Origin of the sequence: Enterobacter sp. RHBSTW-00901, assembly GCF_014103115.1 — a bacterium.
In the GTDB taxonomy this organism is placed as follows: Bacteria; Pseudomonadota; Gammaproteobacteria; order Enterobacterales; family Enterobacteriaceae; genus Enterobacter; species Enterobacter cloacae_P.
Genome location: NZ_JABXPB010000001.1, coordinates 3,068,375 through 3,083,109 on the forward strand (window position 1 = coordinate 3,068,375; position 14,735 = coordinate 3,083,109).

Below are 14,735 nucleotides of genomic sequence, written 5' to 3' on the forward strand. Positions count from 1 at the left end.
CCCGTGCCCTTTAAACCCCTGGTCACCGCAGGCATTGAGAATGTACTGAATGCCTTTCTGTACCGCGCACCTGCGCTGAAAGTCGCACGTCAGCGGCTTAACGGAAAGGTACTGCGTATCGTTTTAAAAGAGTTTTCGACACCGCTTGTGCTGGTCTTCAGCGAACGTCAGCTCGACGTTCTGGGTGAGTGGGAAGGCGAGGCGGACTGCTCGGTCATTACGCACATGAGCGTGTTACCAAAACTGCGTGACCGCCAGCAACTGACCGCGCTTATCCGCAGCGGTGAACTGGAAGTTGAAGGCGATATTCAGGTCGTGCAGAACTTCGTTGCGCTTAGCGACCTGGCCGAGTTTGATCCGGCAGAACTGCTCGCGCCCTTTATTGGCGACATTGCTGCTGAAGGGATCGGTAAAGCGATTCATGGTGGTTCGGCTTTCCTGCGCAAAAGCCTGCAGCGACAGCAGCGCTATGCGGCAGAAGTGCTGACCGAAGAATGGCGCATGGCACCCGGGCCGCTGGAAGTGGCATGGTTTGCGGAAGAGACTGCCGCTGTTGAACGCGCGGTTGATGCCTTAACCAAACGGCTGGAAAAACTGGAGAGCAAATGACGCCTGGTGAAATTCGCCGCCTCTATTTTATCGTCCACACCTTTTTGAGTTACGGGCTAGACGAACTTATCCCCAAAATGCGCATTACGCTGCCGCTTCGGATCTGGCGGCGGATGTTGTTCTGGATGCCAAATCGTCATAAAGGTCAGCCGCTGGGTGAACGTCTGCGTCTGGCGCTACAGGAGCTTGGCCCGGTATGGATCAAGTTTGGGCAGATGCTTTCTACCCGTCGCGATCTCTTCCCACCAAACATTGCCGACCAACTGGCACTGTTGCAGGATCGCGTTGCCCCGTTTGACGGGGGAAGGGCGAAGAAACAGATTGAAGAAGCGATGGGCAATATCCCCGTCGAAACCTGGTTTGACGATTTCGACATTGAGCCTTTGGCATCAGCCTCCATTGCTCAGGTACACACGGCGCGTCTGAAAGAAAACGGCAAAAAGGTGGTCATCAAGGTTATTCGCCCGGATATCCTGCCGATAATCAAAGCTGACATGAAGCTTATCTACCGCCTGGCCCGCTGGGTTCCACGCTTGCTGCCTGATGGCCGTCGACTGCGTCCAATGGAAGTGGTGCGGGAATACGAAAAAACGCTGATTGATGAACTTAATCTGCAGCGTGAAGCAGCAAACGCCATTCAGCTGCGTCGTAACTTTGAAGACAGCCCGATGCTGTATGTGCCTGAAGTCTATTCTGACTACTGTAGCCAGAACATGATGGTGATGGAACGTATCTACGGGATCCCGGTATCGGATGTGGTTGCGCTGGAAAACCAGGGCACCAACATGAAGCTGCTGGCCGAGCGTGGCGTGCAGGTCTTCTTCACCCAGGTGTTCCGCGACAGCTTTTTCCATGCGGATATGCACCCGGGCAATATCTTCGTGAGTTACGAACACCCTGAGAACCCGAAGTACATCGGTATTGACTGTGGCATTGTGGGTTCGCTGAACAAAGAAGATAAGCGCTATCTTGCCGAGAACTTCATCGCCTTCTTTAATCGCGACTACCGTAAGGTGGCCGAGTTGCACGTAGATTCAGGCTGGGTTCCGGCGGATACTAACGTCGAAGAGTTTGAGTTTGCTATTCGTACCGTATGTGAACCGATTTTTGAAAAACCACTGGCGGAGATCTCCTTCGGCCATGTTTTGCTGAACCTGTTTAACACCGCCCGCCGCTTCAATATGGAAGTGCAACCGCAGTTAGTTTTACTTCAGAAAACATTACTTTACGTTGAAGGCGTAGGTCGTCAGCTCTATCCTCAGTTAGACTTATGGAAAACCGCGAAACCTTTCCTGGAATCCTGGATTAAGGATCAGGTTGGCATTCCGGCGCTGGTGCGCTCTCTGAAAGAGAAAGCCCCGTTCTGGATTGAAAAAATGCCTGAAATTCCTGAGCTGGTTTATGACAGTTTGCGTCAGAACAAGAACCTTCAGCACAGCATGGATAAAATCGCCCGCGAGCTTCAGTCCAGCCGCGTTCGCCAGGGACAGTCACGCTATCTCTTTGGTATTGGGGCGACATTGCTGCTGAGCGGTACGCTGTTGCTGATCAATCGCCCGGACTGGCAGATGATGCCTGCCTGGCTGATGGCTGGCGGGGTTGTTGTCTGGCTCGCAGGCTGGAGAAAAACGCGCTGATTTAGCGTCGCTATCGCCGGGTTGCATACGTATAATGCGATCTGACTAATTAATCATCTATCCCTGAGGAACATGTATGGGTGGTATCAGTATCTGGCAATTGTTGATCATTGCCGTCATCGTCGTGCTGCTGTTTGGCACGAAGAAACTCGGTTCTATCGGTTCCGACCTCGGCGCATCTATCAAAGGCTTTAAGAAAGCCATGAGCGATGATGAGAGCAAGCAGGATAAATCCAGCCAGGATGCTGACTTTACTGCGAAATCCATCTCCGACAAGCAAGATGACGCCAAAAAGGAAGACGCTAAACGCCACGATAAAGAGCAGGTGTAATTCGTGTTCGATATTGGTTTTGGTGAGTTGCTGCTGGTCTTCGTGATTGGTTTGATCGTGCTGGGGCCGCAGCGTTTACCTGTTGCGGTGAAAACCGTCGTCGGGTGGGTGCGTGCGCTTCGCTCGCTGGCAAGTACCGTTCAGAACGAGCTGGCGCAGGAGCTTAAGCTTCAGGAATTTCAGGAAAGCCTGAAAAAGGTTGAGAAGGCGAGCATGGATAACCTGACGCCGGAACTGAAGGCCTCGATGGATGAGCTGCGTGAAGCGGCGGAGTCCATGAAGCGTTCTTACAGCATCAATGATCCTGAAAAGGCGAGTGATGAAGCTAACACCATCCATAACCCGGTGGTGAAAGATAACGAAGCGCAGCGAGAAGGTGTAACGCCAGCCAGCGCCGGGCATCAGGCTGCCGCGCCAGAACAGACGCCGCAGGAAACTGAAGTGAAAAAGCAGGTGCAGCCGGAAGAGCCCGTTGTAAAAGCGGCTGAAGCAAAACCCGCCGTACCCGTTTCCGAATCATCCCCCTCGTCGAGTGATAAAGCGTAAACATGGCAGTAGATGATACTCAACCGCTCATTGCACATCTCATTGAGCTGCGTAAGCGCCTGTTAAACTGCATTATTGCAGTTTTCCTCATTTTCTTGTGCCTGGTCTATTTCGCCAACGATATCTACCAGGTGGTTTCTGCACCGCTGATTAAGCAGATGCCGCTGGGCGCAACAATGATTGCAACGGATGTTGCTTCGCCGTTCTTTACCCCCATCAAGCTGACCTTCTGGGTTTCGCTGATTGCGTCTGCGCCCATTATTCTTTATCAGGTCTGGGCCTTTGTGGCTCCGGCGTTGTATAAGCATGAACGCAAATTAGTTATCCCGCTGTTGGTATCCAGCTCGCTGTTGTTCTATATCGGCATGGCGTTTGCTTACTTTGTGGTCTTCCCACTGGCCTTTGGTTTCCTGACACACACCGCGCCGGAAGGGGTTCAGGTATCGACGGACATCGCCAGTTATCTCAGCTTTGTCATGGCGCTGTTTATGGCGTTCGGCGTTGCGTTCGAAGTGCCGGTGGCGATAGTGCTGCTCTGTTGGGTGGGGGTTACGACGCCAGAAGATCTGCGCAAGAAGCGTCCGTATATCCTGGTGGGGGCATTTGTAGTGGGTATGCTGCTGACTCCGCCGGATGTCTTCTCGCAAACGCTGCTGGCAATACCGATGTACTGCTTGTTTGAAGTCGGTGTGTTTTTCTCGCGTTTCTACGTGGGTAAGCGACGTCCACAGGATGACGAAGACGACGAGTCTGAAAAGACCACTGAAGAATAAAACCAGCCGCCCGTCAGGGCGGTTGTCATATGGGGATCCGCATGTTTGATATTGGGCTTAACCTGACCAGCTCGCAGTTTGCGAAAGATCGCGATGAGGTGGTGGCGCGTGCTTTTGCCGCTGGGGTGAAGGGGCTTTTGCTGACGGGTACTAACCTGCATGAAAGTGAACAGGCTCAGCAACTGGCGCAACGCTACGACCGTTGCTGGTCAACCGCAGGAGTGCACCCTCATGACAGTAGCCAGTGGACACACGACAGCGCTGAGGTGCTTCATCGTCTGGCAAAAAAACCAGAGGTGGTGGCCATCGGTGAATGTGGGCTCGATTTCAATCGCAACTTTTCAACACCCGAAGAGCAGGAAATAGCATTTACCGCGCAGCTCGCGATTGCGGCGGAACTCGGGATGCCAGCTTTTATGCACTGCCGTGACGCGCATGAGCGCTTTCTCGCTTTGCTGGAACCGTGGCTGGATAAACTGCCTGGCGCGGTGCTGCACTGCTTTACCGGTTCCCGGCAGGAGGCGCTGGATTGTCTGAACCGTGGGCTGTATCTGGGTATTACTGGTTGGGTCTGCGATGAACGCCGCGGGCTGGAACTTCGTGAGTTGCTGCCGGTGATCCCTGCTGAACGGTTGCTGGTAGAAACGGATGCACCGTATCTGCTGCCACGTGATCTCTCACCGAAGCCCGCTTCGCGTCGTAATGAACCAGCGTATCTGGGGCATATTGTTGAGAAAGTGGCGCACTGGCGTGGAGAAGAGCCGCACTGGCTGGCGGCGCAGACGAATGACAACGTGCGTCGCCTGTTCGGAGTAAACGTTTAAACTTTGCGGAACCCGGTGTTTTTAATGCTCTGCAGCACCTGTTTATTCAACAGATTGAGCAACAGTATGGAGCGTGTTTCGCCGTCAGGTTCGGAGAAAATTGCCTGCAATCCTTCGAAGGAGCCTTCAGTGATCACCACGCAATCGCCCGCGAAAGGGGTTTCCGGGTCGGTGATATTCTCGGGTTGTTGGTAAACCGAAAGCTGATGAATGACCGTCGACGGGACGGTTGCCGGGTGAGTACCAAAACGTACGAAGTGGCTGACACCGCGCGTTGCGCTAATGGTGGTGGTATGGATCACTTCCGGGTCGAATTCGACGAACAGGTAGTTCGGGAACAGAGGTTCACTGACGGTGGTACGCTTCCCACGCTGCATTTTTTCAAGCGTGATCACGGGTGTCAGGCAGTTTACAGACTGACGTTCCAGATGTTCCTGTGCGCGCTGAAGTTGCCCGCGTTTGCAATACAGTAAATACCAGGCCTGCATAATCACTCTTTCCCTTAGTTCGGGGCGCAAGCATATCAAAACCCTGGCGGGATCGCTAAGTTGATTATAATGGTCGAAAGTGAAACAGGACGCAGAAGTTCACGCTAATTTAACAAAATTACAGCATCGCGCAGGCTTACGCCGTATAATGAAGCGCTTACAGAGAGGCCATGACTAACTGCATGAAATACCACGATCTACGCGACTTCCTGACGCTGCTGGAAAAGCAGGGCGAACTCAAACGCATTACACTTCCTGTTGATCCTTATCTGGAAATGACAGAAATTGCTGACCGTACCTTGCGTGCCGGTGGCCCTGCGCTGTTATTTGAAAACCCAAAAGGCTACTCCATGCCAGTGCTGTGCAACCTGTTTGGCACACCACGCCGTGTGGCGTTGGGAATGGGGCAAGAGGATGTGACTGCGTTACGTGAAGTGGGCAAATTGCTGGCCTTTCTGAAAGAGCCGGAGCCGCCAAAAGGCTTCCGCGATCTGTTCGACAAGCTGCCACAGTTTAAGCAGGTGTTGAACATGCCAACCAAACGCCTGCGCGGTGCGCCGTGTCAGCAGAAAGTGCTGGAAGGCGATGCGGTTGATCTGACAAAAATTCCCATCATGCAATGCTGGCCAGAAGATGCCGCTCCGCTTATCACCTGGGGGCTGACCGTCACGCGTGGCCCGTATAAAGAGCGGCAAAATCTTGGTATCTACCGTCAACAATTGATAGGTAAAAATAAGCTCATTATGCGCTGGCTGTCGCATCGCGGTGGTGCGCTCGATTTCCAGGAGTGGTGTGCGGAACATCCGGGAGAGCGTTTCCCGGTGTCTGTGGCGTTGGGTGCTGATCCGGCAACGATTCTGGGTGCGGTAACGCCAGTGCCTGATACGTTGTCTGAATATGCCTTTGCAGGGCTGTTGCGCGGTACCAAAACCGAAGTCGTGAAGTGTATTTCTAATGACCTGGAAGTGCCCGCCAGCGCTGAAATTGTTCTGGAAGGTTATATCGAACAGGGTGAGATGGCACCGGAAGGGCCATACGGTGACCACACGGGTTATTACAACGAAGTCGATAACTTCCCGGTGTTTACCGTTACGCACATTACCCAGCGTGAAGATGCGATTTACCATTCGACCTATACCGGCCGTCCACCGGATGAACCCGCAGTGCTGGGAGTGGCGCTGAACGAAGTGTTCGTGCCGATCCTGCAAAAGCAGTTCCCGGAAATTGTTGATTTCTATCTGCCGCCGGAAGGGTGTTCGTATCGCCTGGCGGTGGTGACGATGAAGAAGCAGTATGCTGGTCACGCTAAACGCGTAATGATGGGCGTATGGTCTTTCCTGCGTCAGTTTATGTATACCAAATTTGTTATCGTCTGCGATGATGATGTCAACGCCCGCGACTGGAATGACGTCATCTGGGCCATTACCACACGAATGGATCCGGCGCGCGATACGGTGTTAGTCGAAAACACACCGATAGATTACCTGGATTTTGCCTCACCGGTTTCCGGTCTTGGTTCAAAAATGGGACTGGATGCCACAAACAAATGGCCTGGCGAAACCGACCGTGAATGGGGTCGCCCGATCAAAAAAGATCCTGCCGTGACCGCGCGAATTGACGCGATCTGGGACGAACTGGCCATAATGAATAACGGTAAACCCGAATCTGACCGTTAAGCCCTTAGACTTCCCGACAGAGAGAGCGAATGACAACCTTAAGCTGTAAAGTGACCTCGGTAGATGCCATCACCGACACCGTATATCGCGTCCGTTTAGTGCCAGAAGCGGCATTCTCTTTCCGCGCTGGTCAGTACTTAATGGTGGTGATGGATGAACGTGATAAGCGCCCTTTCTCAATGGCTTCTACGCCAGCAGAGCAGGAATTTATTGAGCTTCATATTGGTGCGTCAGAGCTGAATCTGTATGCGATGGCCGTTATGGATCGCATTCTTAAAGAGCGTGAAATTGTCGTAGATATTCCACACGGTGACGCCTGGCTGCGTGAAGATGAAGACCGTCCGCTGATCCTGATTGCCGGTGGTACAGGCTTCTCCTATGTGCGTTCTATTCTGTTGACCGCACTGGAGCGTAACCCGAACCGCGATATCACCATTTACTGGGGTGGCCGCGAAGAGAAACATCTGTACGACCTGTCTGAACTGGAAGCGCTGAGCGTAACCCATCCGAACCTGCGTATTGAGCCGGTAGTCGAGCAACCGGAAGAGGGCTGGCGTGGGCGTAGCGGTACGGTGCTGACGGCAGTGCTGCAGGATTACGGTACGCTGGCCGGGCATGATATCTACATCGCTGGTCGTTTCGAGATGGCGAAAATTGCCCGTGACTTGTTCTGTAATGAACGTGGTGCGCGTGAAGATCGCCTGTTCGGCGATGCGTTTGCATTCATCTAAATAAAAAACCCGCCCCTGACAGGCGGGAAGAACGGCAACTAAACTGTCTCTCTTGCCAATGACGCCATAACTGCGCTCACTTGTCGCCTTGTTCTGACGCCATTGGCTTTGAGATACTTTTCCTGGAATTACACTCTTTCGAATACTGTCGCGATACCCTGACCTAACCCGATACACATCGTTGCCAGTCCAAACTGAGCATCTTTGCGTTCCATCAGGTTAATCAGCGTGGTGCTGATACGTGCCCCGGAACAACCCAGCGGGTGACCCAAGGCGATCGCGCCACCGTTGAGGTTAATCTTCTCGTCGATCTTGTCCATCAGCCCCAGATCTTTAATGCATGGCAGGATCTGTGCGGCGAAAGCTTCATTCATCTCAAACAGATCTATATCGCTTGCAGTCAGACCCGCTTTTTTCAGCGCCAGTTTTGACGCCGGAACCGGGCCGTAACCCATAATCGACGGGTCGCAGCCCACCACCGCCATTGAACGCACGCGAGCGCGTGGCGTCAGGCCAAGCTCACGGGCACGGCTTTCACTCATCACCAGCATGGCAGCTGCGCCATCGGAAAGTGCTGAGGAGGTACCAGCCGTTACCGTGCCGGTCACCGGATCAAACGCCGGACGCAGCGTGGAGAGCGCTTCGACGGTAGTTTCCGGGCGGATGACTTCGTCGTAGTTAAACTGCTTCAGTACGCCGTCAGCATCGTGACCTCCGGTCGGGATGATCTCGTTCTTAAATGCACCAGATTGCGTGGCGGCCCAGGCACGAGCATGGGAGCGCGCAGCAAAGGCATCCTGCATTTCCCGGCTGATACCGTGCATGCGGGAGAGCATCTCGGCGGTCAGCCCCATCATACCCGCGGCTTTCGCCACGTTACGGCTCATGCCTGGGTGGAAATCTACCCCGTGGCTCATCGGCACATGGCCCATATGCTCTACGCCACCCACCAGGCAGGCCTGTGCATCGCCAGTCATGATCATGCGGGCAGCATCGTGCAGCGCCTGCATTGACGAACCACACAGGCGGTTCACGGTGACAGCCGGAACGGAGTGTGGGATTTCCGCCAGCAGCGAGGCATTACGGGCGATGTTGAAACCTTGCTCCAGGGTCTGCTGTACGCAGCCCCAGTAGATATCGTCCAGCGCAGTTGGGTCCAGCGCCGGGTTACGCGCCAGCAGGCTGCGCATCAGGTGCGCGGAGAGGTCTTCCGCGCGCACGTTACGGAATGCGCCGCCCTTTGAACGGCCCATCGGGGTGCGAATTGCATCAACAATGACAACCTTTTCCATTGTGACTCCTTAAGCCATTTTCAGTTCGCCAACCGGACGGGCTGGCTCAACTGCTGGATAGTAGGGTTCGTTATGGCGCGCTTTGTTGCGCAGACCTTCCGGCACCTCATACAGCGGGCCGAGATGCTGATATTGCTGAGCCATATCGAGATAGCGGGCGCTGCCGAGCGTATCCAGCCAGCGGAACGCACCGCCGTGGAACGGAGGGAAACCGAGGCCGTACACCAGCGCCATGTCGGCTTCTGCCGGGCTGGCGATGATGCCTTCTTCCAGGCAACGCACCACTTCGTTGATCATCGGAATCATCATCCGGGCGATGATTTCATCGTCTGTGAAGTCGCGTTTCGTCTGGCATACCCCGGCCAACAGATTGTCCACTGCGGCATCTTCTTCTTTCTTCGGTTTGCCTTTGCTGTCTTCTTTATAGCGCCAGAAGCCCAGGCCATTTTTCTGGCCGTAGCGGCTGGCGTCAAACAGGGCGTCAATCGCATCGCGGTAATCTTTCTGCATACGCAGTGGGAAGCCAGCAGCCATGACTGCCTGTGCGTGATGCGCGGTATCAATGCCGACCACATCCAGCAGATAGGCAGGCCCCATTGGCCAGCCGAACTGTTTTTCCATCACTTTGTCGACTTTGCGGAAATCCGCACCGTCGCGCAGCAGCTGGCTGAAACCAGCGAAGTAAGGGAACAGCACGCGGTTGACGAAGAAGCCCGGGCAGTCGTTCACCACGATTGGCGTTTTACCCATCTTGCTGGCCCATGCCACCACTTTGGCAATGGTTTCATCAGACGTTTTTTCGCCACGAATGACTTCAACCAGCGGCATACGGTGCACCGGGTTAAAGAAGTGCATGCCACAGAAGTTTTCCGGGCGTTTCAGCACGCTTGCCAGCTCACTAATCGGAATGGTGGAGGTGTTCGACGCCAGAACAGTCTCCGGGCGAACTTTATCTTCAGTTTCCGCCAGCACCGCTTTTTTGACTTTCGGGTTCTCAACGACCGCTTCAACCACGACGTCCACACGGTCAAAACCGGTGTATTCCAGCGTTGGCTGAATAGTGGAAATGACGCCGGCGAGTTTGAGACCGTCGATCTTGCCGCGCTCCAGTTGTTTATTCAGCAGCTTGGCTGCTTCGGTCATGCCCAGCGTCAGGGATTTCTCGCTGATATCTTTCATGACCACCGGCACGCCTTTCCAGGCCGACTGATAAGCAATACCGCCACCCATAATGCCAGCACCGAGTACCGCCGCATGTTTTGGCGTCTCAATGTTTTTGGTCAGCTGTTTGGCTTTGCCTTTCACGAACTGATCGTTCAGGAAGATGCCAACCAGTGCGCGGGCTTCATTGGTGTGTGCCAGCGGAACAAAGCTCTGATTTTCTAACTTAAGGGCTTCATCGCGACCAAAGCGGGCTGCGGCTTCAATGGTTTTTACGGCGGTAATCGGAGCCGGGTAGTGCTTACCTGCCGTCTGCATCACCATGCCTTTGGCGATGGTGAAGCTCATGGTGGCTTCAATTTTGCTGAGTTTTAACGGTTCCAGCTTCGGCTGACGTTTGGCTTTCCAGTCGAGGTCGCCGTTAATAGCCTGGCGCAGAATGGCGAGGGAACCCTCAACCAGTTTTTCTGGTTTAACGACACCGTCCACCAGGCCGATTTTCTGTGCCTGGTCAGCGCCGATGTTTTTACCCGCAGCAATGATTTCCAGGGCGCTATCGGCACCCAGCATACGTGGCATACGCACAGAGCCGCCAAAGCCCGGCATGATGCCCAGCCTGGTTTCTGGCAGGCCGATGCGCAGGTCTGGCGTCGCCAGGCGGTAGTCGGTGGCCAGCACGCATTCGCAGCCGCCGCCCAGCGCGTAGCCGTTAACGGCGGAGATCGTTGGAACCGGTAAATCTTCCAGACGATTGAAGACGCTGTTGGCAAAGTGCAGCCACTGGCTGAGTTGCTCTTCCGGTACCAGGAACAGCGAGAGGAATTCGGTGATGTCGGCACCGACAATAAAGGCCGCTTTGTTCGAGCGTAGCAGCAGCCCTTTTAATTCAGATTGCTTTTCAAGTACATCCAGCGCCTGGCCAAGACTGGCCACTGTCGCGGTATCGAGCTTGTTCACTGAGCCGGGGGCATCGAACACCAGTTCGGCAATGCCACTTTCCAGCCAGTTGAGGTACAGGGTGTCGCCTTTGTAGAGCATGTCAGTCTCCTGAATCCAGCAATTGGATCTGGTCATACCAGATGAAACGGAGTGTGGAATTTATGTTAATAAAATGCAAATCACTCATTAAGAAATTGCTGCATTGATCACGGTCGGTGGAAATCACGCAGTCGGAGTCAGGTGTGCTAAGATGCGAGAACTTGAGGTCAAAAAAACAAAAGGAAGAAAGATGGACTCACTGTCTTCGCTTTATAAAAATCATATCGTTACCCTACAGGAACGTACCCGTGATGTCCTGGCACGCTTTAAGCTGGATGCTCTGCTTATCCACTCCGGTGAGCTGATGAATACGTTTCTTGATGACCATGCTTATCCGTTCAAAGTTAACCCGCAGTTTAAAGCCTGGGTTCCAGTAACACAGGTTCCAAATTGCTGGTTGCTGGTGGATGGCGTGAACAAACCGAAACTGTGGTTCTACCTGCCGGTGGATTACTGGCACAACGTAGAGCCGCTGCCGACCAGCTTCTGGACGGAAGAAGTGGATGTCATTGCCCTGCCAAAAGCAGACGGCATTGGCAGCCAGCTGCCTGCTGCACGTGGCAATATCGCCTACATTGGCCCTGTCACTGAGCGTGCGCTGGGTCTGGGGATCCAGGCGGACAAACTGAACCCGAAAGGGGTACTGGATTATCTGCACTATTACCGTGCGTATAAAACCGACTACGAACTTCACTGCATGCGTGCAGCGCAAAAAACGGCGGTGAATGGTCACCGTGCAGCGTATGAAGCGTTCCAGTCTGGTATGAGCGAGTTCGATATTAACCAGGCGTACCTGACCGCAACCGGCCACCGTGATACTGACGTGCCTTACAGCAACATTGTCGCGCTGAATGAGCATGCGTCTGTTCTGCACTACACCAAACTCGATCACCATGTTCCGTCTGAAATGCGCAGCTTCCTGCTGGATGCGGGGGCAGAGTACAACGGCTATGCGGCTGACCTGACCCGTACCTGGGCGGCGGATGCAGATACCGATTTTGCGCACCTGATTAAAGACGTTAACGATGAGCAACTCGCGCTTATCAGTACCATGAAAGCGGGAACCCGCTATGTGGATTACCACATTCAGTTCCATCAGCACATCGCTAAACTGCTGCGTAAGCATCAGATTGTGAAAGAGATGAGTGAAGAGGCGATGGTGGAAAACGACCTGACCGGGCCATTTATGCCTCACGGTATTGGCCACCCGCTGGGTCTGCAGGTTCACGATGTTGCAGGTTTTATGCAGGATGACACTGGCACGCATCTGGCGGCACCGTCTAAATATCCATACCTGCGCTGCACGCGTATCCTTGAGCCGCGTATGGTGCTGACCATCGAGCCGGGCATCTACTTTATCGAGTCACTGTTGGCTCCGTGGCGTGAAGGCCCGTTCAGCAAGCACTTCAACTGGGCAAAAATTGAAGCGCTGAAGCCGTTTGGTGGCATTCGTATCGAAGATAACGTGGTTGTTCACGAAAGCAATATCGAGAATATGACGCGAGATCTGAAGCTGGCCTGATGGAAAGCTGGCTGATACCGGTTGAACCGGTCACCTTTGTTGAGGAAATCAAGAAAAGCCGTTTTATCACGCTGTTGGCACATACCGATGGCGTAGAGGCGGCAAAGGCGTTTGTGGAAGCTGTTCGCGCGCAACATCCTGATGCTCGTCACCACTGTGTGGCGTGGGTGGCAGGGCCGCCGAACGACTCGCAGCAACTAGGGTTTTCTGATGACGGTGAACCGGCAGGTACGGCCGGTAAACCCATGCTCTCACAGCTTATGGGCAGTGGCGTGGGTGAGATCACCGCCGTAGTGGTTCGCTACTACGGCGGCATTTTGTTAGGTACGGGTGGGCTGGTTAAAGCCTACGGCGGTGGCGTTCAGCAGGCGCTTAATCTGCTGATAACCACCCGCAAAACACCGCTCACTGAATATACTTTACTGTGCGATTACGCTCAGTTATCCGGTGTCGAAACGCTGCTGAAACAATTTAACGGCGTAATTGCGCACAGTGAGTACCAGGCAAAGGTACAATTGCGCGTGGCGCTCCCTCAGGCTGAACAGGCTGCTTTTTCAGCAAAACTGGCGGATTTTAGTCGTGGTTCGTTGCAATTGCTGCCGATTGAAGAATAATCCCCACCTCACTTTTTTGAATACCAAAGGAAGCGGCAGAGATGCATTTTCGTGCCATTACCCGAATTGTTGGACTGCTGGTCATACTTTTTTCCGGGACAATGATCCTCCCAGGGCTGGTGGCACTTATCTACCGGGACGGCGCAGGGCGGGCATTTACCCAGACCTTCTTTGTCGCACTGGCGATTGGTTCGTTGTTGTGGTGGCCAAACCGTCGCCAAAAAGGTGAGCTGAAATCTCGCGAAGGGTTTTTGATTGTTGTTCTGTTCTGGACGGTACTGGGGAGCGTCGGTTCGCTGCCCTTTATTTTCTCTGAACAACCCAACCTGAGCGTCACGGATGCATTCTTTGAATCCTTCTCTGGTTTAACGACAACCGGGGCGACCACGCTGGTGGGGCTGGATTCGTTGCCGCACGCCATCCTCTTTTATCGCCAGATGCTTCAATGGTTCGGCGGTATGGGGATCATCGTCCTGGCTGTGGCTATCCTGCCTATTCTGGGCGTCGGTGGGATGCAGCTCTATCGCGCCGAAATGCCCGGCCCGTTGAAAGATAACAAAATGCGCCCGCGTATTGCGGAGACGGCGAAAACGCTGTGGCTTATTTATGTCTTGCTGACGATTGCCTGTGCGCTGGCGCTGTGGTTTGCCGGGATGCCCGCTTTCGATGCCATCGGACACAGCTTTGCGACTATCGCCATCGGCGGGTTCTCCACGCACGATGCCAGCGTTGGCTACTTTAATAGCCCAACGATTAACACCATCATTGCCATCTTCCTGCTGATCTCCGGCTGTAACTATGGCCTGCACTTCTCTTTACTTAGCGGACGCAGCCTGAAGGTGTACTCGCGTGACCCGGAGTTTCGGATGTTTATCGGTGTCCAGTTGACCCTGGTGGTCATCTGTACTCTGGTGCTGTGGTTCCACGATGTCTATAGCTCGGCAGTGACAACATTAAACCAGGCCTTCTTCCAGGTGGTGTCGATGGCGACAACCGCCGGGTTTACGACGGACAGTATTGCGCGCTGGCCGCTGTTCCTGCCTGTACTGCTTCTGTGTTCTGCGTTTATCGGGGGCTGTGCCGGGTCAACGGGCGGTGGCCTGAAAGTGATTCGTATTCTGCTGCTGTTTAAGCAGGGGAACCGTGAACTGAAACGTCTGGTACACCCGAATGCGGTCTACAGTATCAAACTGGGGAACCGTGCTCTGCCGGAACGCATTCTTGAAGCGGTGTGGGGGTTCTTCTCAGCGTATGCGCTGGTGTTTATCGTCAGCATGCTGGCGATCATCGCCACCGGGGTGGATGATTTCTCTGCCTTCGCTTCTGTTGTGGCAACGCTGAATAACCTGGGGCCTGGACTGGGGGTTGTGGCAGATAACTTTGCCAGCATGAACCCGATAGCGAAGTGGATCTTAATCGCCAACATGTTGTTTGGTCGTCTTGAGGTCTTTACGTTGCTGGTGCTGTTCACCCCAACATTCTGGCGCGAATAA

At 54.0% G+C, this 14,735-nt stretch carries 14 protein-coding genes; 11 read left to right on the top strand and 3 right to left on the bottom strand.

Features of this window, described 5'->3' with window-relative positions:
- Positions 1-3: 3 nt before the first annotated feature.
- The 6 genes from ubiJ (at position 4) to tatD (ending at position 4,720) form a co-directional block, all read left to right on the top strand.
- Complete coding sequence (ubiJ, locus tag HV318_RS14770) at positions 4-609, top strand: ubiquinone biosynthesis protein UbiJ (protein ID WP_182273343.1); 606 nt, start codon at positions 4-6, stop codon at positions 607-609.
- A complete protein-coding gene (ubiB, locus tag HV318_RS14775) occupies positions 606-2,246 on the top strand; it encodes a ubiquinone biosynthesis regulatory protein kinase UbiB (protein WP_182273344.1) in 1,641 nt (546 codons plus the stop codon). Before ubiJ ends, ubiB begins: the two co-directional genes overlap by 4 nt.
- A 76-nt stretch (positions 2,247-2,322) precedes the next feature.
- Positions 2,323-2,577 (top strand): Sec-independent protein translocase subunit TatA, encoded by a 255-nt coding sequence (tatA, locus tag HV318_RS14780; RefSeq protein ID WP_182273345.1) that lies wholly within the window; start codon positions 2,323-2,325, stop codon positions 2,575-2,577.
- 3 nt (positions 2,578-2,580) lie between these two features.
- Entirely contained in the window at positions 2,581-3,123 is a 543-nt protein-coding gene (tatB, locus tag HV318_RS14785) for a Sec-independent protein translocase protein TatB (RefSeq protein ID WP_182273346.1), read from the top strand.
- Positions 3,124-3,125: 2 nt separating this feature from the next.
- Positions 3,126-3,896, top strand: coding sequence for a Sec-independent protein translocase subunit TatC (tatC, locus tag HV318_RS14790; protein WP_182273347.1), 771 nt, complete (start codon positions 3,126-3,128; stop codon positions 3,894-3,896).
- Positions 3,897-3,937: 41 nt separating this feature from the next.
- Positions 3,938-4,720 (top strand): 3'-5' ssDNA/RNA exonuclease TatD, encoded by a 783-nt coding sequence (tatD, locus tag HV318_RS14795; protein ID WP_182273348.1) that lies wholly within the window; start codon positions 3,938-3,940, stop codon positions 4,718-4,720.
- Here tatD and rfaH read toward each other — a convergent pair.
- The gene (rfaH, locus tag HV318_RS14800; RefSeq protein ID WP_182273349.1) at positions 4,717-5,208 is read right to left on the bottom strand and encodes a transcription/translation regulatory transformer protein RfaH; all 492 of its coding nucleotides are present in this window, start codon (positions 5,206-5,208) and stop codon (positions 4,717-4,719) included. The two genes, tatD and rfaH, sit on opposite strands and share 4 nt — an antisense overlap.
- Before the next feature lie 170 nt (positions 5,209-5,378).
- Between rfaH and ubiD the strand changes: the two genes are divergently transcribed.
- On the top strand, positions 5,379-6,884 hold the full coding sequence (gene ubiD, locus HV318_RS14805) for a 4-hydroxy-3-polyprenylbenzoate decarboxylase (RefSeq protein ID WP_182273350.1): 1,506 nt from the start codon (positions 5,379-5,381) through the stop codon (positions 6,882-6,884).
- 29 nt (positions 6,885-6,913) lie between these two features.
- The gene (gene fre, locus HV318_RS14810; RefSeq protein ID WP_182273351.1) at positions 6,914-7,615 is read left to right on the top strand and encodes an NAD(P)H-flavin reductase; all 702 of its coding nucleotides are present in this window, start codon (positions 6,914-6,916) and stop codon (positions 7,613-7,615) included.
- 128 nt (positions 7,616-7,743) lie between these two features.
- Here fre and fadA read toward each other — a convergent pair whose 3' ends face one another.
- On the bottom strand, positions 7,744-8,907 hold the full coding sequence (gene fadA / locus HV318_RS14815; protein ID WP_182273352.1) for an acetyl-CoA C-acyltransferase FadA: 1,164 nt from the start codon (positions 8,905-8,907) through the stop codon (positions 7,744-7,746).
- A 9-nt stretch (positions 8,908-8,916) separates the two neighbouring features.
- Positions 8,917-11,106 carry a fatty acid oxidation complex subunit alpha FadB gene (gene fadB, locus HV318_RS14820; protein WP_182273353.1) on the bottom strand — a complete coding sequence of 730 codons (2,190 nt, stop codon included), beginning with the start codon at positions 11,104-11,106 and terminating at the stop codon, positions 8,917-8,919.
- A gap of 190 nt (positions 11,107-11,296) precedes the next feature.
- Here fadB and pepQ point away from each other — a divergent pair, with 190 nt between their 5' ends.
- Genes pepQ through trkH form a run of 3 tightly spaced genes read left to right on the top strand, consistent with a single transcriptional unit; the run spans position 11,297 to position 14,735 of the window.
- Positions 11,297-12,628 (top strand): Xaa-Pro dipeptidase, encoded by a 1,332-nt coding sequence (pepQ, locus tag HV318_RS14825; RefSeq protein WP_182273354.1) that lies wholly within the window; start codon positions 11,297-11,299, stop codon positions 12,626-12,628.
- On the top strand, positions 12,628-13,242 hold the full coding sequence (locus HV318_RS14830) for an IMPACT family protein (RefSeq protein ID WP_182273355.1): 615 nt from the start codon (positions 12,628-12,630) through the stop codon (positions 13,240-13,242). Before pepQ ends, HV318_RS14830 begins: the two co-directional genes overlap by 1 nt.
- A gap of 41 nt (positions 13,243-13,283) precedes the next feature.
- The gene (trkH, locus tag HV318_RS14835; protein WP_182273356.1) at positions 13,284-14,735 is read left to right on the top strand and encodes a Trk system potassium transporter TrkH; all 1,452 of its coding nucleotides are present in this window, start codon (positions 13,284-13,286) and stop codon (positions 14,733-14,735) included.